General features: G+C 39.9%; 17 protein-coding genes. 3 read left to right on the forward strand and 14 right to left on the reverse strand.

Annotated features, from left to right (window positions below):
- Positions 1-103 precede the first annotated feature (103 nt).
- A complete protein-coding gene (locus SRA_RS08350) occupies positions 104-364 on the forward strand; it encodes a metal-sensitive transcriptional regulator (RefSeq protein WP_003089774.1) in 261 nt (86 codons plus the stop codon).
- Between the two features lie 447 nt (positions 365-811).
- Here the strand turns inward: SRA_RS08350 and garR are convergent, their stop codons facing one another.
- The 7 genes from garR to SRA_RS08390 all read right to left on the reverse strand — a co-directional run bounded on the left by garR (position 812) and on the right by SRA_RS08390 (position 9,096).
- Positions 812-1,693 (reverse strand): 2-hydroxy-3-oxopropionate reductase, encoded by an 882-nt coding sequence (gene garR / locus SRA_RS08360; RefSeq protein ID WP_003089778.1) that lies wholly within the window; start codon positions 1,691-1,693, stop codon positions 812-814.
- A 101-nt stretch (positions 1,694-1,794) separates the two neighbouring features.
- The gene (locus SRA_RS08365; protein WP_003089780.1) at positions 1,795-2,937 is read right to left on the reverse strand and encodes a glycerate kinase; all 1,143 of its coding nucleotides are present in this window, start codon (positions 2,935-2,937) and stop codon (positions 1,795-1,797) included.
- Between the two features lie 20 nt (positions 2,938-2,957).
- Positions 2,958-3,869, reverse strand: a complete 912-nt coding sequence (locus SRA_RS08370; RefSeq protein WP_003089783.1) for a dihydrodipicolinate synthase family protein — start codon at positions 3,867-3,869, stop codon at positions 2,958-2,960.
- A 10-nt stretch (positions 3,870-3,879) separates the two neighbouring features.
- Positions 3,880-5,208 carry an enolase C-terminal domain-like protein gene (locus tag SRA_RS08375; RefSeq protein ID WP_003089786.1) on the reverse strand — a complete coding sequence of 443 codons (1,329 nt, stop codon included), beginning with the start codon at positions 5,206-5,208 and terminating at the stop codon, positions 3,880-3,882.
- A 37-nt stretch (positions 5,209-5,245) separates the two neighbouring features.
- Entirely contained in the window at positions 5,246-6,373 is a 1,128-nt protein-coding gene (locus SRA_RS08380) for an L-talarate/galactarate dehydratase (RefSeq protein ID WP_003089788.1), read from the reverse strand.
- A gap of 17 nt (positions 6,374-6,390) precedes the next feature.
- A complete protein-coding gene (locus SRA_RS08385) occupies positions 6,391-7,734 on the reverse strand; it encodes an enolase C-terminal domain-like protein (RefSeq protein WP_003089789.1) in 1,344 nt (447 codons plus the stop codon).
- A 21-nt stretch (positions 7,735-7,755) separates the two neighbouring features.
- The gene (locus SRA_RS08390) at positions 7,756-9,096 is read right to left on the reverse strand and encodes a GntP family permease (protein WP_003089791.1); all 1,341 of its coding nucleotides are present in this window, start codon (positions 9,094-9,096) and stop codon (positions 7,756-7,758) included.
- Positions 9,097-9,677: 581 nt separating this feature from the next.
- Between SRA_RS08390 and SRA_RS08395 the strand changes: the two genes are divergently transcribed.
- Positions 9,678-10,796 carry a CdaR family transcriptional regulator gene (locus SRA_RS08395; protein ID WP_003089795.1) on the forward strand — a complete coding sequence of 373 codons (1,119 nt, stop codon included), beginning with the start codon at positions 9,678-9,680 and terminating at the stop codon, positions 10,794-10,796.
- Positions 10,797-10,922: 126 nt separating this feature from the next.
- On the forward strand, positions 10,923-11,762 hold the full coding sequence (locus SRA_RS08400; protein WP_003089800.1) for an aldo/keto reductase: 840 nt from the start codon (positions 10,923-10,925) through the stop codon (positions 11,760-11,762).
- A gap of 141 nt (positions 11,763-11,903) precedes the next feature.
- On the opposite strand, the gene SRA_RS08405 is transcribed toward SRA_RS08400, so the two are convergent.
- The 7 genes from SRA_RS08405 to SRA_RS08435 all read right to left on the reverse strand — a co-directional run bounded on the left by SRA_RS08405 (position 11,904) and on the right by SRA_RS08435 (position 19,153).
- On the reverse strand, positions 11,904-13,799 hold the full coding sequence (locus SRA_RS08405) for a M13 family metallopeptidase (RefSeq protein ID WP_003089802.1): 1,896 nt from the start codon (positions 13,797-13,799) through the stop codon (positions 11,904-11,906).
- A 466-nt stretch (positions 13,800-14,265) separates the two neighbouring features.
- Positions 14,266-15,102, reverse strand: coding sequence for an ABC transporter ATP-binding protein (locus tag SRA_RS08410; protein ID WP_081498720.1), 837 nt, complete (start codon positions 15,100-15,102; stop codon positions 14,266-14,268).
- Position 15,103: 1 nt separating this feature from the next.
- A complete protein-coding gene (locus SRA_RS08415; RefSeq protein ID WP_003089805.1) occupies positions 15,104-15,772 on the reverse strand; it encodes an ABC transporter permease in 669 nt (222 codons plus the stop codon).
- 566 nt (positions 15,773-16,338) lie between these two features.
- A complete protein-coding gene (locus tag SRA_RS08425; RefSeq protein ID WP_003089809.1) occupies positions 16,339-16,977 on the reverse strand; it encodes a hypothetical protein in 639 nt (212 codons plus the stop codon).
- Positions 16,970-17,614 carry an ATP-binding cassette domain-containing protein gene (locus tag SRA_RS08430; protein ID WP_003089811.1) on the reverse strand — a complete coding sequence of 215 codons (645 nt, stop codon included), beginning with the start codon at positions 17,612-17,614 and terminating at the stop codon, positions 16,970-16,972. Before SRA_RS08430 ends, SRA_RS08425 begins: the two co-directional genes overlap by 8 nt.
- 57 nt (positions 17,615-17,671) lie before the next feature.
- Positions 17,672-17,806, reverse strand: coding sequence for an aureocin A53 family class IId bacteriocin (locus SRA_RS10045; RefSeq protein ID WP_003089813.1), 135 nt, complete (start codon positions 17,804-17,806; stop codon positions 17,672-17,674).
- Between the two features lie 468 nt (positions 17,807-18,274).
- Positions 18,275-19,153 carry a helix-turn-helix domain-containing protein gene (locus SRA_RS08435; protein WP_003089817.1) on the reverse strand — a complete coding sequence of 293 codons (879 nt, stop codon included), beginning with the start codon at positions 19,151-19,153 and terminating at the stop codon, positions 18,275-18,277.
- Positions 19,154-19,221 lie beyond the last annotated feature (68 nt).

Below are 19,221 nucleotides of genomic sequence, written 5' to 3' on the forward strand. Positions count from 1 at the left end.
TTAAATACCCTGAAGGGTATATCCAAATACTAACATAAGCTTATTTCATTTGTCAATTGTTTTGGATTTTGACAAAAATACCCCTGATTGGTATAATAAAATCATGAAAAAAGAACAAAAAGATATTATCAATCGCCTAAAACGAGCCGAAGGACAGTTACGGGGTATCCAAAAAATGATGGAAGAAGAGCAAGAATGTATCGACATCATCACCCAGCTCTCAGCCGTTCGTTCCAGCATTAATCGCACAATGGGACTAGTCATCGCCAGCAAAATCACTCAGATTATTGAAGAACCCAGTGACAATCCCGCTTTGCAAGAGGAACGCATTCAAGAGGCTGTCGACCTTATTGTGAAAAAATAGCAAAAAGATTTAAGAACCTTTACGCTGCGCTCAAGAATCCTATCAATCAAAATAAGCGGGAAAGCAAAACCGGTAACTATCAACTCAATGATGCAGCCCTACCCCAACCGCTACCTCACACTATTACCACAATATAAAGTTCAGGGCTGAGACGCTTTTGTCTCAGCCTCATTTTTATAATGATCAAAACGTTTTTTACCAGACAGCCAATCAGCCAGCATGAAATGATCCCATGCAGCTTTAAGAACTGAAAACCTCTGCCCCTCAATGCCACCAGCAGAGCAGCTATAGCCAAAACAGCACCGCCTTTTATAACAAAAAGAACACTTTGCAGTATTTAAAAGACTTGCTTCCTGCGCAATAAAGAAACAAGTCTCATCATCGTATTTTTTGCTGCTGAGAGAAGATACTGCCTTCATCTCAGTTTTTAACTCTTACAAGAAGCGGCTACTGCAATTTTTGGCCATTTACTAATTCATAATAGCGCGCAATTGCTGAATGATCGTCTGAACCGTAGTCATGAGCTTTAAGCACTTGCAGGATCTCCATAGCCTGCGCAGTGAACGGTGTTGACACATTGTAGGAGTGTGAAGCATCTAAAGCATTTTGCAAGTCCTTAATATGCAAATCAATGCGGAAGCCCGGGGTAAAATCACCATCAAAGATTTTCTGTGATTTTTGATCCATGACAGTCGAGCCGGCCAAACCGCCGCGAATAGCTTCATAAACCCGCGATGGATTAACACCAGCTTTCTTAGCCAAAGAGTAAGCTTCGGATATTGCGGCAATATTGACCGCAACAATCATTTGATTAGCTAACTTCGTCAAATTGCCAGCACCGACTTCACCGACAAGAGTGACGCTGCTGGCCATAGCTTGCAAAACATCCTTATATTGTTCAAAGACGCTTTCATCACCGCCGACCATAACAGCGATGGTCCCGTCAATAGCCTTAGGTTCACCGCCAGACACAGGAGCATCTAAGAAAGAGACAGACAGTTCTTTTAACTTATCATGAAATTCTTTGCTGGCTACTGGTGAAATAGAGCTCATATCAATGACCGTCTGACCAGCACTTAAGCCTTCAGCAATCCCGTTTTCATTAAACAGAGCCGCTTTCACATGCGGTGAATTTGGCAGCATGGTGATAACAATATCACCTTTTTGAGCAGCATCCTTACCGCTTGCAACAGTATGGCCGCCAGCTGCTGTCAAAGCATCGAGACTGGATTGATTAAAGTCAAAACCATAGACTTCATGACCAGCCTTGATTAAATTGATAGCCATTGGTTTTCCCATAATACCTAATCCGACAAATCCAATTTTCATTTTATTGACATCCCTTTCTGAATTCTTTACTTTACATTTTAACAAACCCTTATTTCCAGATAAATAGTATGTATACTATAATTATTAAGCAGCAGGCTTTTTTATTTGGTCAACGTACCAAATAAGGCGATAAGATTGCGGCTGGCTGATAATACCAAAGATCGGGTGTCAGCCATCGCCGCATCCAAAGTCATTGGACGGTTAACAATATCAAAAACACCCGCTATTCCTTGATGATAGACTTCGTCCAGTTCTAAAGAACGGCTGCCCACAATCGCTACCGTAGGGACACCGTATTTTTTAGCAATGGCTGCAATGCCGATAGGAGCTTTGCCATTAATTGACTGTCCATCCATGCGGCCTTCGCCGGTAATGACCAAGTCGGCTCTTTTAATGTCCTCTTCGATATGAATCATTTGAAGGATTTTATCAATGCCACGCTGAGACTGGCCGTTCAAAAAGGCCATCAAGCCCGCACCGAGACCTCCTGCGGCTCCCGCACCGGGGACGTCCTTGATATCCTTGTGCAAAGTCTTCTTAATTACCTGAGCAAAATTAGCAAGTCCTTCATCCAGAACCTTTATCAAGTCCTCGCTGGCTCCTTTTTGAGGACCGTAAATCGCTGTTGCCCCATTGCTGCCGCAGAGCGGATTGGTAACATCAGACAAAATAATCAGCTCCACAGAATCAAAACAGCCTTCTGTAGCAGATGCGTCCAAACTGGCTACTTTACTCAAATTTTCACCATTTGCAGTTAATTCTTTTCCCTGTGCGTCAAAGAACTTCACACCAAGCGCTGCTGCCATTCCCATACCGCCATCATTGGTTGCTGAACCGCCAATACCAATATAGATACGCTCAACGCCATGCTCTAAAGCACTTTTAATCATTTGACCAGTACCGTAGGTTGAAGCCTTCATAATATCTAAAGAACCTGAATCAACTAGGGTAATACCGGATGCTGCTGCCATTTCTAAAACAGCTGTTCTCCCGTCATCAATAATAGCATAGGAAGCATCGACAAGGGAATCAAGCGGCCCTCGAACACTAACCGTAACCTTCTCACCCTGATTGACATCGAGAATAGCATCAACAGTGCCCTCACCGCCATCAGCTATGGAAAAAACTTTTGTTTCATAATCAGGATACAAGCTATGGATGCCCTCAGAGATATAGGTTCCAACTTCTTTAGAACTGGCACTGCCTTTAAAGGAATCTGATGCAATGACAATTCTTTTCCCCATACTCACACCTCCTGCTAATTTTACTCATCAGATGGAAGAAAACCACCCTTACGCATTTCTTCTTTCATTTTTTCTAATGCTGCTCCGCTTGTCGCTTCAGTCGGCAGGATGGATTTGCCCACATCCATTCCCATAAGGTTGGCCATATCCTTGGTTGCTGCCGGAAAGCTCGCCGCATCCTGAGACAAACGGATGGGATTTAATTTAAACTGAGCTTCCAGAGATTTTTCTAAATCTCCAGTAATATAATAATCATAGATACTGCTGACCAAGCGGGTATACATATTGGCTGTGGAGCAGACACTGCCGACAGCACCTACACAAAGCCCCGGAAATACAACTGTATCTTTACCTGTCAGCACTCGGAAGTTGACATCCTGAGTCTGACGGATTAGCTCGCTGCAAAAAGTGATATCTCCGCTTGATTCCTTAATACCAATAATATTTGACACATCATGGGCCAAACGGACAATAATATCCAGCGGAATAGTGTAGCCAGAGCGGCCTGGATTATTATAAAGCAGCATGGCTGTATCAGGAACACTGTCAGCAATAGCTTTAAAGTGATGGTACAGAGCCTTCGCTGTCGGCTTAATAAACATCGGATTGAGAACTGAAATTGCAGCTATATCCCGCTTAACAGCTTCCTGAGCTAATGCAATGCATTTCCGAGTACGAATGGCTCCAATACCGAAATAAATTGGAACTCGGCCAGCTGCCTCATCCAGCATGATATCCAGGGCACGGAACATTTCATCCGGCTCGAACATATAAAATTCTGAATTGCTGCCAAAAGCCAAAATGCCATGCACCCCATTTTCAATGACATGATTAACAATTTTTCTCAGTCTGGTGTCATCAATATTTTCATCATCATCAACAGGGGTAATAATCGGAACCACAATTCCTTTTACATTTTCTCTCTTAAACACTGAGTTTCTCCTATCTTACTAAACTTGGCTTTTTATTGTCAAATGTCCAGCCCGGAATCAGATACTGCATAGCAGCTGCATCATCACGTGCACCAAGGTCTTTGTCAACATAGAGCTGATGGGCTTTTTTGATGGCCTCCAAGTTGGGTTTGATTCCTAAACCGGCAGAATCCTTAGCGATATGGATAACACCATCCCTGATGACATGAGAATTTTCTGTCAGAGCCTGCCCGTCCTGCCAAATATAATGCGTGTCGCAGGCATTGATTTCACCTGGCGCTGCTGCCGCAGCATGAGCTACCATGGCTAAGGAAATATCAAAGTGATTGTTGGAGTGAACGCCCCAAGTCATGCCAAAATCATGGCACATCTGAGCAACACGGACAGAACCCTGCATGGTCCAAAAATGCGGATCCGCAAGCGGAATGGTTACAGAGTGCAAAGCGACCGAATGCTGCATCTGCCGCCAGTCTGTCGCAACCATATTGGTAGCTGTTGGAATGCCGGTCGCCTTTACAAACTCAGCCATAACTTCGCGGCCGCTAAAACCATCTTCAGCCCCGCAAGGATCTTCAATATAAGCAGCAATGCCTTTTAAATCCCTGCCGATTTCAATAGCTTCTTTCAATGACCAAGCACCATTTGGATCAAGCGTAATACGGGCATTTGGAAATTCTTCTTTCAAAGCTTTAATAGCTTTAGCTTCCTCCTTACCCTCCAAAACGCCGCCTTTAAGCTTGAAGTCCTTGAAACCATAGCGCTTGTAGGCAGCCTTGGCCAAATCAACAATAGCTTCAGGCGTCATTGCTTCCTTGCGGCGCAGACGGCCCCAGTCATCAGAATCATCATCTCCTTGTAAGTAAGGAAGATCTGTTTTATTAGGGTCGGCGATGTAGAAGAGATAGCCTAAGAAAGGCACGTTTTCTCGAACCTGTCCGTCTCCTAACAAAGCAGCTACTGGCACTTGAAGATGCTGCCCCAGCAAATCAAGCAAAGGCGTTTCTACTGCTGTCTGAACATGGACAGCAGTCCGGAGGTCAAAAGTTTGGAGACCGCGGCCGCCTGAGTCAAGCTGACCAAATTTCTCGCCAATTTCTTTAACGATGTTTTTATATTCTCCAATACTGTGGCCAACAACTAAGTCTTTAGCCCTTTCTAAGGTATCGGTAATTTTTTGGCCACCAGGAACCTCACCGACACCCAGATTGCCTGAACTGTCTTCTAAAATTACCACATTGCGCGTGAAGTAAGGACCGTGAGCTCCGCTTAGATTTAATAACATGGAATCATATCCAGCAACTGGATAAACATCCATTTTAACAACTGTAGGCACTGACATTTTTTATCCTCCAAAATTACTTTCTCTAGCTGATACTTTATTGGAACACCTGAGCATCTACTTGTAAGTCCGGCAAAACATCTTGGTTGAGCGTAAGCCCCAGACCCGGACGTGTCGGCACCTTCATCTTACCATCAACTAACGCTACCTTTTCTTCAAAGAGACCGACTGTTTCAAACCATTCAAAATGTTCTACCCAAACATCGCCGCTATAGCAGGCTGTCAGTGGTAAATGGAGCTCCATGCTGTAGTGAGGTGCCAGCACCAAATGATTTTCTTCAGCCCGCTGGAGCACTTTTTGAAACTGTGTAATACCGCCGATACGCGGTGCATCTAATTGACAGACATCAAAAGCACGTCTATCAAAGAAAGGAAGACCTTCTTCATAACTCGTCAGCATTTCGCCTGTTGCAATCGGTGTCCCCAGAACTTGTGATAAACGCAGATGTCCTTCAACATCATGGCAGGTCACAGGTTCTTCAAACCAAACGAGATTGTACTCGTCAAAATATTTGCCAGCCTTAAGTGCCGTTGAGACAGCCCACTGCTGATTGGCATCGATCATAATAGGCACATCGTCACCCAGCGCTTTTCTCAAAGCTGCTACACGTCTGACATCTTCCTTATAGTCCGGCTGGCCGACCTTAATTTTTACACCGCCGATGCCCTGCTCCAGCACACTTTGTGCATGGGCAATGACCTCTTCAATCGTATCTTGCAGGAAACCGCCCGTTGTATTGTAACAAGGGACATATTCTTTATACTGACCCAAAAGCTTACTTAAAGGAAGGCCGGCACGCCTAGCCTTAATATCCCACAGAGCAATGTCAAAAGGCGTGATTCCTTGAACAGCGACACCAGTATTGCCAATCGAAATACTAGACCACAGTAATTTATTCCATAAGCGGCTGATATCATTAGGATCCTGCCCCAGCAACAACGGTGCATATTCTTTAGCTAAGGCGTATTGAGCAGGGCCGCCGTTTCGTTTGCAATAAGTGTAGCCCAGACCTGTATAGCCGCCTTCTGTCTCAACAATCGCCGCTGTAATCATAACTTCTTTTAGCGGTGTCTGTTTGCCTTGAATAACCTTGGCATCACTGACAGGCTTTTTGAGAGGAACACGAATTAATTTCACCTCAACTTTTGTAATTTTATCTATCATATAATCAACCCTCACATTTAGCGATGACAAAAGACCGGCCGGTTGGGATCAAACTGCCAACCTTCTTCCAGATACTGCATGGCAATGGTATCATCACGGTCTTTAAAATCCATTTGATGGTATAGAGCATTTTGTTTTTCCAGCTTATCTAAATCAATATCAACACCTAAGCCAGGTTTATCCGGAAGCTTGATTTTCCCATCAATAAAGCTGAGCGGCTCTTTAAGCAAGGACTCGCCGTCCTGCCAGATCCAGTGTGTATCAACCGGGGCAATGTTGCCCGGAGCTGCCGCTGCAACCTGTACAAAGGTCACAAGAGTAATGTCAAAATGATTATTGGAATGTGATCCCCAAGTCAGTCCCCACTCGTTCAAAAGATAGGCCATGCGAACACTGCCGTTTAAGGTCCAAAAATGCGGATCTGCCAAAACAATATTGACACTGCGCAGAGCCGCAGCATGGTGGAACTGACGCCAATTGGTCGCAATCATATTGGTAGCAACAGGAATTCCCGTTGCGTCACGGTATTCTGCCATAATTTCACGGCTGGAAAAGCCCTGTTCCGGACCGCAAGGATCCTCAATATAGGTCAGCACATTTTTACGATCTTGTGTCAGGGCAATTGCCTCTTCCAGTGTCCAGGCTCCATTAGGATCAATATTAATACGAGCATCCGGGAAAGCTGTCTTCAAGGCGTCAACAGCCTTCATTTCTTCTTCGCCGGCTAAAACGCCTCCCTTTAATTTAAAATTATTAAAACCATACTTGTCTTTGAGCACACGTGCCTGTCTGACAATAGCCTCAGGAGTCATCATTTCAGTTCGGCGCAGCAACTCCCAGCTACCGCCGCTATCGCCTTTTTCGTAAGGCAGATCGATTTTATGGGAATCTGCTGAATAAAAGAGATAACCTAAGAATTCCACAGCTTCCCGCTGGATGCCGCCTTCACCCAACAAGGCAGCGATAGGCAGCTCTAAGAATTTCCCCAGTAGGTCCAGCATGGCGCATTCAATGGCAGCCTCAGACTGGACAACAAATTTTAAGTTGGAGAGATCTAACTGCTGCAATCCTTCACCAGTATCTTGCACAGCCCTTTCACGACTACGGCGAATATTCGTCAGAACCTTGCGGTATTCACTGACTCGCTCACCAAGGACAAAAGGCTTATAGCTCGCAAGCTGTTTGGTGATATGCTCTCCGCCATGGATTTCTCCGATACCGAGATTGCCGCTGTCATCTTTTAAGACAACAACATTTCTCGTGAAATAGGGAGCATGGCAGCCGCTCAGCGTTAACAGTGGACTGTCATGACCGGCTACCGGATAAACAGTCATGTCAATGACTTTTGGTGCTTTACCCATATTCTTCTCCTTTGATTAATTCTAAACAATCCCCATAGATGCAATAACAGCAATGAAAATAGAGTTAACCAGCGGAAAGGCAGCTCCCAGCCAGAATTCGTGGTAGTAACCTTCCTTATGTGTCAAATGGGTGTAGTTGAGACGATTGATAACCGAACCATTGTGCGGCAGGGAATCCAAACCGTAACAAGAGATATTAACCATACGGTGCAGCACATCTGCGCTGATACCCTGTTTCAAGAAACGCGGAGCAAAGACATTGAGTGAGATAGCTTCACCGCCTGAAGCCGAACCGGTAATACCAGCAACCAAGTTAGTGGCAACAGCAAGTTGAATCAGCGGCGGGCCAGGAATCTTATCCAAATTATCAACCAAATATTCAAAGCCCGGTGCCGCTGCAACGATACCGCCAAAGCCAACAACGGCTGCAACATTCATAATAGACTTCATGGTTGAATTGACACCATCAGCCATCGTGTTTTTGAAATTAACAAATTTATTATAGTAAAAGACAAAACAGACCAAACATCCTATGGTCAAAGAAAGATAAGGAGCCACATTAAAGACATTCATAGCAACAATCAGGGTAATAGATGGCAGAAGCGCTTTGACAAAGTCCCAGTTAGTTGTCTTTTTATCCATAGCTTTCAAGGCTAAAATTTGTGAAGCCTCTTCCATCTTGTGACCGGTCTTTTCAAACCCTTCCCCGCGTTTTTCATTGCGTTTGAGCATCCACCAGATATACCAGGCACCAAAGATAATAGACACTCCGGCAGCAATAATACCCAGCATTGGTGCCGCAGTTGGTTTTGTTCCCAGTGTTTCCATTGGAATCAAATTTTGAATAGCCGGCGATCCTGGCAGAATAGCTGTCCACATTGAACCTCCGTAAACCGCAACAGCAATGATAAAATGCCAGGGAATATCCAATTCCTTAAAAATACGGAAGCAGATTGGAGCAATTGTAAAAATAACAACGAAACCGCTTACACCACCAAATGAAAGAATAGCCGTAATCAGCGAAAGTCCCATCAAAACCCAGAATTTAGCATTTTTACTGCCCATTTTCAAAGACCACTCAGCAATTTTATTGGCAATATCCTGAGCGGCACCGCAGTCCCCCAGCATAGAGCCAAGAACAGTCGCCGGAAGGAAAATCAGAAAATTATCTTTGGCAAAATCAGCGAATGCCGGTGCATACTCATCTGTCAGCGTTTTTGTCAGTGGCAGACCAGACAAAAGAATAACAACGATAGAGGCAGCAGGACCCAAAATAAGAATCGGAAACTGCTTATATGATCCCCAAATCAAGAAAGCCAGGGCAAGCAGGATGCCCAGTAAACTAATTAATCCACTGTCCATAATGAACTCCTTTGATAAAAATGAAATAGCATGAGCAAATACCAATTGAGAGGCTGAGTAACTTAAAACCCAGCTGCATCAGCCTCATATTGTTATTAACTCCCATTAATAAATGCTGGCTAAGAACGGACAGTCCCGAAAAACTGACTAAGGCTGGCTCTAACTCTGCTTTCGAGCCAATCAGAAGTTTTTTCTGTCCATCTTAGTATCGGCTTTTTCATAATAGCACACTCACATTCTTATGTTCAACGTTTCACAAGCTAGAGTTTGGCTCACTTTTACCGGTCTTTTTATGGTATGTGTAACATACTGCACTATTTTATGATAGCTGCCCTGCTAGCAAACTTAACAAACAGCCCTTCCTTTTTTTCCAGACCAATAAAACAAATGACAGCAGAGCATTTTTTGCTGTCAAGACCATGTTTTAAGTTACTTTTTAAAATTGGTCTAGTCAAAAAAATTATCCCGTTTTAAAACAAGCGATAAGAGTATTTTTGTTAAATAAATCATTTTTATTACAAAAACCAAAGAAAAAAATAGTATAATGACCTTAGTGCTTACATGTTAAGGGGGAAAGCTTTATGATCGAAGCAAGCGTTGTTCAGGACATTCTTACCCGGATGAAGGAAATTATTCATCAGGAATTAAATTTCTTTTCGACAGACGGGATTATTATTGCCAGCACGGATCCCAGCCGCATTGGACAAGTCAATCACAAAGGAGCTCAGTTTGTTCTTGAAAAAAACCAGCCCATTGTCATCGAATTTGACAATCAGTACCAAGGCGCTAAGCAGGGCATCAATCTTCCGGTTGACATTGACAATCAAATCGTCGGTGTCATCGGAATTACCGGTAAAAAAGAAGAAGTTTCTCAATTTGGCCAAATCATTAAGGAAATGACCAAGATTCTTATCCTTAACAATGCTGCTAAAGAATTGGTTTACAACAGGCGCAACGCCCATAAGAATATCCTGGATTATATCCAAAGCGATGACAGCCCCAATGATAATTTTTCAGTTGAGATGCTCTACGGCATCAACCTCTCTTCCAAAGAATACACTGCCATTGTCGGTTTGCCCAGTGACAATTTTCCTGAGCAGTACTTTGATGATATATCCAATGTCTATCTGGATTTGGAACTCTTATTGGGCGATGGCAAAACAATCTTTGAGGTTCGCGGCAATATGATTTTAGCCCTTCTGCAGGATAAGCGCCCGCAGGCTATTTCCAAGATTACTCGGAGAATCGCCCAAATTATCGAAAAGAAATACCGTATGACCCTTCTATTTGGAGTCGGAACTTCTGGACGGGGCAAGGAAGAATTAAAACAGAGTATCCTCCAAGCCAAGACCGCCCTAAGCTGGAACAAGACCTTCTATCAAAAAAGAGAACTGCTATTTACCGATATGGAATACGGTCTGATCCTGCACAATGTTTCTGACATTAACAAGAACTATTTTCTGGATAAAATCTTTGCCCAGCTGTCCCAAAAAGAAATCGATGAGATGATCCCGCTTCTAGATACCTATGAAGCCTGCAATGGCAGCATCAAACAATGCTCTGAAAACCTTTTTATTCATAAGAATACTGTCCAGTACAAACTCAACAAGATTACCGAAAAAACTGGGCATGATCCAAGAAAACTGTCTGACTTTTTTGTTCTAAAGCTCGCTTCTATCCTTTATAAAATTCAAAAATAATTTTTAGTCTCTATACCATGCCCTTTGCGGACAGATTATGTTAGACTTTAGTCATAGAAGCTTTCACATCTTCATTGAAATTCTGCTCCTAGGCAGTTTAAAACACCTTGATTGGAGGAGTTTATCATGCAAAATACGTTATTATTGCAGCCGACCTTAGGAATCGGTACTTGGTTTTTGGGAGAAAATCCTGATTCTGAAAAAGAAGAGCTGGCAGCTCTGCAGTATGCTCTGGATAAAGGTGTAACTATCATTGATACTGCCGAAATGTACGGCCACGGTCTTGCCGAGAGGCTTGTAGGCAAGGCCATCAAACCTTTTGAACGTGAGAAACTCTATCTCATTTCTAAGGTTCTTCCCACAAACGCCAACAAAAAACGTATGGAGACTAGTCTTGATACCTCGCTCAAAGCCCTGCAGACGGACTACTTAGACCTTTATCTCTATCATTGGCGCGGCAGCACGCCGCTGGCTGAAACCGTTGCTGAGCTGGAAAAGCTGAAGGCCAAAGGCAAAATCCGTTCTTGGGGAGTCTCCAATTTTGATTTAGAAGATATGCAGGAATTGCTAGCTCTTCCTGACGGAAAAAACTGTCAGGCCAATGAAGTGCTCTATCATCTAGGTTCCCGCGGCATTGAATACTGCTTAAAGCCGTTTCAGGATCAGCACAGTATTCCAACCATCGCTTACTGCCCTTTAGCTCAGGCTGGAACGCTACAAAGAAAACTCCTTGATAATAAGGAGCTGGCTGAACTGGCAGATGAACTAAATATCAACATTTACCAGCTCCTGCTTGTCTTTACGCTGGCCCAGCCCAATATGATTTCGATTCCAAGAACAGGGCAGCTAAAGCACATGAAGGAACTTGTCGCCTGCCGAGACATTCACCTCAGTCCTAATCAGTTGGAGCGTCTTAACCAGCTATTCCCAGCACCTAAGCACCGAGTTTCTCTGGATATCGAATAAACGACTGATTGGCTTTAACTGCAAAAATGAGACCGGATGCATCCGGTCTCATTTAATAAGTAAGCTATTGCAGAGCTGTTAGGACTCTGCTTTTTTACATGCCCTCGCACAGAAAACAGTAAACAGATTTGTCGAAACAAATCACCAAATAATCACGCGCTCATTTTTATCACGCCACATACCGTCTCCTTCTTTAACATCAAAGGCTGTAAAGAAGTCATCAAAGTTAGCAACCTGAACATTGGTTCTTAATTTACCAGGAGCGTGGACATCAATGGCAGCTAGCATTTGCATGTACTCCGGACGAGCTTTCATCCGCCAGATGGTCGCAAAATTAATAAAATAATCGCGGGCTGAGAAATCAGCCTCTTTTTTAGCCGCTTCTAAAGCACAGGCCAAGCCGCCCAAATCAGCAACATTTTCAGACACAGTCAGCTGGCCGTTTACTTTAGCACCGTAGGAATCAAGCCCGTCAAACTGTTCAACCACCTTATCTGTACGCTCTTTAAAGGCCTTATAATCCTCATCCGTCCACCAATTGTTAAGACTGCCGTTTTCATCAAAGGAAGCACCATTGGTATCAAAAGCGTGAGAGATTTCATGAGCAATGACCGCACCAATACCGCCATAATTAGCAGACGACGACTGCTCCAGCGAATAAAACGGCGCCTGTAAGATGGCTGCCGGAAAGACGATCTGATTTTGCTGCGGATCATAATAGGCATTGACCATATGAGCCGGCATATGCCATTCCTTGCGATCAACAGGCTTGTTCCACTTGCTCCAGCTGTAGGCAATGGAAATTTTAGCCAGATTTTGGGCATTTTCGACCAAAGTCAGCTTATCATCAATAATTTTTTGAGCATAGGTCTTAGGCAATTGCTCGGGATAGCCAATATGGGGTGTGATGACATTGAGCTTAGTGATGGCCTTATCACGCGTTTCCTGCGCCAGCCAGTCCGTCTTACTCAGACGCTCCTTATAAACATCAATCATGGTCGCCACTTTAGCTTCCACATCAGCTTTCGCTTCCGGAGAGAACTTCTCACCAGCATACCAGAGTCCCAAAGCTTGATTATAGGGGCCTTGCGCCAAATAAAAGGCTGCTTTTTTCTTGTCCATGGGCTGCGGTGTTCCCGACAGAGCCCGATTGTAGCTGCCAGAAAGGATACGAATATCATCCGTCAGGTAAGAATTCCAAGCACCAGCCGCAGCAAGAACTAAGCTCGCTTTTAAGAGTTCCCAATTGCTTTCTGAATAAAACTCAGCTGCAAATTGCGTCCAAAAACGTTCCTCAGGAACAATAACCTTATCAGGTTTTTGACCCAGAATCTGTGTAAAAATCGCATCCAAGGGCAGCTCCGGAGCCAATTTGGTGAAATCAGCCCAGTCATAAGGATGATAAAGCTTGACATATTCTGAAGTCTCTTCGCTGGAAAGCACATACTGAGCCAATTTGGCATCCAGTTCAATCACCTTATCTAAAAGCTCCTTGATTTCTGCCGTTTCAAAACCAAACTTCGGCAGCAATTCTTCCTGCATGGCACGCCACTTAACAAGCAGCTCCTTGCCATTTTCATTATCCTCTGAATAATAGCTTGTGTCAGGCAAAATTAAGCTCGGTGCCTCTGCCCAAAGAACATTCATTTGGGCATTCATAAAGTCAGGGGCTACACCAAAGGGCAGTTCACTGGGTTTACCCGCCAGCTCATAATCAGCGATTTTGGAAGCAAATTCTGCAAAAGACGACAGATTCTGGTATTCCTCAATGAGCGGCAAAGCAGGTGCCACACCCACTTTTTCACGTTTCTCATAGTCCGCTACCTGACCATGAAATTTCACAAAATTTTGCAAAATACTATCATCGGGAACATCTTGTCCTGCCAGCCACTTATCAGTGGTCTCTAACATTAAATCTTCAATCTCATCCGACAAATCCGAAAAGCCACCGGTGCGCGGTTTATCAGCAGGAATGACTGCAGTCTTTTCCCACTCGCCGTTGACTGCATGATAAAAATCATCTTGTAATCGTGTCATAAACATTTCTCCATTTCTATACGCTTTCTATTGTAACAAAAAAGTCCGATTTAAGCAGAATCGAACGTTAAAGCCTTATTTGAAAAAATTTTTCTTTACTTTACTAGATAGCAACCAATACTTTCACACTGGCAATTTGTTTAGCATCATTTATAATCCCTTGTAAATCATGATTTCCAGAATGGCTAACAAGATGTTCTCTTCCTAAATAGGCTGTCCTTAACATGCAACAGTGTTGTTCAGCCAATCTTTTTGCATTGTAATTTTAACAGCAATGGCGATAGTTTAATTTTAAACTATAATGAGAGTATCCCTTTCCCTGACTGTATTAAAATTATAAGGCAAAAAGCATCTATTGCCACAATCAAAAAGCCCAATCAAAAGCAAAATTGGACATTAGTCTGATCATGAAACAGCTAATTCATAGACGGAAACCAGTCTTCTTATTTTACCTAAAAAACAGCCTTTATTCATAAACGGATTCAATCAGGCTCTTTTTCTTTTGATAAAATTCAACGATAGGATAGGACACAGTAAGCTGCCTCAGAACATTTACAGCTTCCTGCTCATCTGAAAACAAGAGCTCGAGATTATTTTCATGAATGGATTGAATATATTTTTTTATTGCATCACTCTTACTAATAGCGTCTGCTTGAGAACTGACAAGATAGTAAACAAGCTGTTTCTCTCTGTTAATAATATCATCTACTGTTCCTTTTTGTATAATTTTTCCATTTTCAATGATATAAAGATAATCTGATACACGTTCCAATTCATCTATGTTATGTGATGTGAGTAAAATAGCTGCACCAGTTGCTTTTAAACGCTTTATAATATCCATCATGATTAATGCCGACGGAACATCCACTCCTGAAGTAGGTTCATCAAAAATATAGGCATCAAAATCTCCAATGGCACATTGGATGAAGGAAAGTTTCTTTTTCATTCCAAAAGAATAACCAGAAATCTTACCTTTTAAGTTTTTGTAAAGACCCAATTCTTTAGACAGATTTACAGCATATGATACATCTGTCTTTTTAAGTCGAGCAATGAATTTCAAAAATTCTAAACCCGTCCAGTCAGAATACATATTATCAGCATCAGGCATAACAGACACCGTTCCTTTTTTGACCTCTCCAGAATCACACCTATAGTAATCCATTATTAAGCCAATTAAGGTCGACTTGCCAGCACCATTTCTGCCTATAAGAGATGTAATCTTCCTATTTGATATTTGTAAACTCACCCCTCTTATAACATCATTCCTCCCAAATGATTTTATTAAATTATGACATTGGATCATTTTAAATCTCCCTTTTCTCAAATATAAGCTGCCCAGCAAAAACCAATACGGCAGATAAAAAGTATAAAATTATTATTTCCCAAGTCTTAGATAAATAATGATAAGGAAATAACCAGCGAAACGGTTCTAATATTGGCCAACTTTTAAGCAAAGAAGCTGTATAAAGTATTGGAAATAGAATGCTGAGCATCAAATTTATCAAATTTGACAAACGTTCACTACCAGCAGATACCGAAACTAACATGACTAAACTCTGAATGTAAAGGTAAAATCCCAAAATCGCTAATAAGGAATAAAAAGGAATATTAACAGTACCCTTAGTAATAAATAAGATAATCAAAGAAACAAACGTCAACACTAAAAAGTAGCTTGTTGATGCTAGATATTTAAAAAGATAGATACTACGCCGAGACAGGTAAGGTACTAAGAATCTCATCGTCTGAGATTCAATTTCTCCGGCAAGCAATCCAGAGAATAATACGGATGAAAAAAGATAACCTAAAAGGGCATAAAGAACGAATAATGAATTAGTCAATTCACCATCCAATAAAGAGCTCACTGAAGAGGAGTGTCTCCCTATAAGATAAGAAGATATTAGAAAAAAAGCACCAACAAAAAGAGATTTTTTAGAAAAAATTTCTTTTTTAAGAGTTGTTAAAAATAATGCCACTAGCTGCCTCCTAATCTAATCATTTTATTTGTCGCTTTACAATCTTTTCAAAAGTAAGGTTCTAAAAAATAAACAGAGAAAATAGACTTAATATAGAAATAACAAGGATTATGCACGACATCACACTTTTAAACATATCTTTAAAAGTGATTATTCGCGAATCTTTTCTCTTTTCTATATTAATTGGAATAAAAGAATTAACAACATAGAATGATATTATTACTGTAAGATAGTTAATCCCATAAACCAATATCTGATCTGTAATGACTCCTAAAACCACTATCATTGGTAAAAATACTGAAGAAAGTTTTAAGGTCGATTGTATTGCATAATATCTTAGTTCACTTAATGTTTGACTATTATAAAAAAAATATATTTTTTTCCTTTGATTTTTAAGATATTCAAAATAAGCTAAATACATAAAACCTAATATGGTAAAGATTAAAGTCAATAAATAATCACGCTGATTATCTATTATAAAACTTGACAAAGCTAAAAAGTAAATAATGATTAAGTCATATAAAACATTTGTCCTACGGATAAATAAAAAAAATCTTCCCTTCATTTCATCTTTCTTTTCTAGGATGTAAAATCCATAAATTAATAACAAATAATACCAAATAAATTAACAACAATCCCCAACTACTTATACTGAGAAACAAAGAAGAAATATGAATAGATAGTATTCCACGAATACTGAGGGCAAGTAATCCACAATAGAGAATCTTCATCATTGTATAAATCATCTCTTTTTTACTATTTGACAAATATCTTGTACTCAACGAATTGATTAATGTCAAAAAAGAAAGTAAGTTAATAAAAATCAAGAAGTATTTCAAAGTATCATTAGTCACTTCTAATGGAACAAGTAGATAAAATATTAATAGGATTGATAATATAAATTTTCGATATCTATAGTAACTTCTAACCTTTTCAATTTCTAAAAATGGGAAAAAGCCTCTTAGTAATCCTAATTTTTTAAATAGCTTATCTTCTGGAATGGCCACATTACACAGACCCATCAAGAGTAAAATTAAGGAAACAATAGGAGCTAGTTTAGGATAATTTCCTAGGAAAAAAATCAGGAATTTCCCTCCTATTAATAATGAGAGAATAACTAATAATAAACTCAAAGTATTAAAGACACCATATATTTGGAATCTTTTTCTAATTAAATCAATTTCTAAAAAAAATACTTTACTCAAATAACTCACGCTCCAACAAATCAACTTCACCGCTGTTTTTAAATCGTTTTTTCACTTTCCCATCTTCTAAATAAATAAATTCATCACAAAGATCACTCAAAGTATCTAAAATATGGGATGAAACAATAATTATAGATTTCTTTTTTAACTCAGAAAGTAATTTCTTAAGTTGATAAATATATTTAATATCTACACTATTAAATGGCTCATCTAAAACAATTAATTTGTAATCATGCAAAAAGACATTAATCAATGACAGTTTTTTTCTCATTCCCTGAGATAACTCGCTAATCAAGACATTTCTCTTTTCTTCAAGATTCAATTCTTTTAGAATATCAAGATTAGTTTTAGAAACTTTTGAATATTTTCTAATAATATCAATAAACTCTATAACTGTCATATAGTCAAAAGGCTCTAGATCTGAAGGAATATACAAGATGCTATTACTATCTAAATCAGTTACCTCAAAAGAGACATTAGCTTTCTTGAGACCAGACAGTAAATCCATGAATGTAGTCTTACCAGCACCATTTTCACCTATGAGACCAATAATGTTGTTTTCCTTAATATTAAGAGTACTGATATTTAATTTAAAATTTGGATATTCGTGAACAATTTTATTAATTTTCAAAGTCATCTAACCTCTTAAATAAGATTTGTGAAATCTAATTAGATTTCACAAATCAACAACTAACTAACCACCCCAAATGGAACGGATATAGTCAAATACAGCCTCTCCCAATGAGAGGAGGAACCATTTGTTCTTCCAAGCCCATTGGACTGCTTTTGTACCGTATTTTGCAACAAATGCTAAAATTCTACCCCACATAATAAAGTTCTCCTTCCCATCAATTATTATAAAACTAAATATTAGCTAGCTTAAAGCTTTATAAGTAATTGAACAAAATGTATTGTAAATATTTACGTTATGATTATAACATTGATTATTTCAATAATAATTTATTCGCAAATATGAAAATTATTGTTAATATTTTTTCTTATTTGAGAAAAACAGTGTTCCGATAAGTTGACTGTTATAATAAGTATAAAATACAGAAAGAGGTGCTTAATATGTTTGATTGGCTTGTTAAATTATTTACTGGTGGGGGCAGTGGCGGCGGAGGTGCTTTCTAATTTATTAAGATTCATAGGAGGTCTATTTATGTTAAAAAGATTGTTTACATTAGCTCTTATAATTCCATACTTTTTATTGCCACTTTTATAGATAAAAAGCAAGACTTTACACTTTATATAATAACTCCAAAAAAGGTTATCAGGAAAAACATTGATAACCTTTTTATTTGTTGCTATCAAAATTCAGCAGCAACTGCTCCATATTCGCTCTGAGAAACATAGCCATTGTTGGGTTGCCTAGCTTCTCAACCATATTAACATAATATTCTAATTCAGATTTATCAGTTATTTCTCCCTGTACGTAAGCAATTATTTGTTTCAAAAAATTGAGTGATACTATAATAAACATATCTTGGTAAGTTAAAAGTTTTTCTAAATGATTTATAAAATAGGTTGTATGGTAAAATTCTTTACCCTCAATAAGAATCATAATTAAATTTAAAAGAGCAATTTGTGCATTTTTCTTATTAGTGGGAATGGAAATATATAGCTTATTACGCTCAACAAAAGCTTTACCCAAGAAGATTAAATCCTCAACTGATAAGATAATCATCATATTGCCAAAGAGAGTAAGTTCATACTCGGTCCACTCTTCAATATTGTAAAGATAGGTCGCAAGGAATTCTTTATCCTCCTCTGATATTGTATAGCTATGATCCAAAGTATGGATAGCCACGCGGACAACTAATCTATTTAACCGGTTATAAGTATCAAAACTTTCATAATCTCCATAAGTATCTAAAATTTTCTTTAAGCCCTCAATATCACGCTTTGACTGAAATTCTACAATCTGATTGCCTATTTTGAAAAAGTCGCTTTCTTCATAATTATTTAGGGCATGACCGAACTCCGAAAACGTCATATGAATTCCTGAAATGGCTAACAATAACTTATCTGCTGCTAACATATTTTGCCCATTTTCAAACTTTGACAGCTGTGATACTGATAGATTTTCTCTAGCCACATCTTTTAGTTTAAGTCCCCTAGCGATTCGTAACTCTCGGTAAAGTTCCCCTAGTTCCATTGAATTGTCTACTTTCATAAATTCTCCCCCCTTTTTATAAAGATAATATAAAAAACTGCTAATACAATTTTTTACAGTTACTATTT

It is taken from the genome of Streptococcus ratti FA-1 = DSM 20564, assembly GCF_000286075.1.
In the GTDB taxonomy this organism is placed as follows: Bacteria; Bacillota; Bacilli; order Lactobacillales; family Streptococcaceae; genus Streptococcus; species Streptococcus ratti.

Coding starts and splice junctions, on each gene's coding strand:
- garR (WP_003089778.1), bottom strand. CDS start 1,693: ATGAAAATTGGATTTGTCGGATTAGGTATTATGGGAAAACCAATGGCT.
- SRA_RS08395 (WP_003089795.1), top strand. CDS start 9,678: ATGATCGAAGCAAGCGTTGTTCAGGACATTCTTACCCGGATGAAGGAA.
- SRA_RS08410 (WP_081498720.1), bottom strand. CDS start 15,102: ATGATCCAATGTCATAATTTAATAAAATCATTTGGGAGGAATGATGTT.
- SRA_RS08430 (WP_003089811.1), bottom strand. CDS start 17,614: ATGACTTTGAAAATTAATAAAATTGTTCACGAATATCCAAATTTTAAA.
- SRA_RS08380 (WP_003089788.1), bottom strand. CDS start 6,373: ATGATAGATAAAATTACAAAAGTTGAGGTGAAATTAATTCGTGTTCCT.
- SRA_RS08385 (WP_003089789.1), bottom strand. CDS start 7,734: ATGGGTAAAGCACCAAAAGTCATTGACATGACTGTTTATCCGGTAGCC.
- SRA_RS08405 (WP_003089802.1), bottom strand. CDS start 13,799: ATGACACGATTACAAGATGATTTTTATCATGCAGTCAACGGCGAGTGG.
- SRA_RS08400 (WP_003089800.1), top strand. CDS start 10,923: ATGCAAAATACGTTATTATTGCAGCCGACCTTAGGAATCGGTACTTGG.
- SRA_RS08350 (WP_003089774.1), top strand. CDS start 104: ATGAAAAAAGAACAAAAAGATATTATCAATCGCCTAAAACGAGCCGAA.
- SRA_RS08375 (WP_003089786.1), bottom strand. CDS start 5,208: ATGTCAGTGCCTACAGTTGTTAAAATGGATGTTTATCCAGTTGCTGGA.
- SRA_RS08365 (WP_003089780.1), bottom strand. CDS start 2,937: ATGGGGAAAAGAATTGTCATTGCATCAGATTCCTTTAAAGGCAGTGCC.
- SRA_RS08390 (WP_003089791.1), bottom strand. CDS start 9,096: ATGGACAGTGGATTAATTAGTTTACTGGGCATCCTGCTTGCCCTGGCT.
- SRA_RS08435 (WP_003089817.1), bottom strand. CDS start 19,153: ATGAAAGTAGACAATTCAATGGAACTAGGGGAACTTTACCGAGAGTTA.
- SRA_RS10045 (WP_003089813.1), bottom strand. CDS start 17,806: ATGTGGGGTAGAATTTTAGCATTTGTTGCAAAATACGGTACAAAAGCA.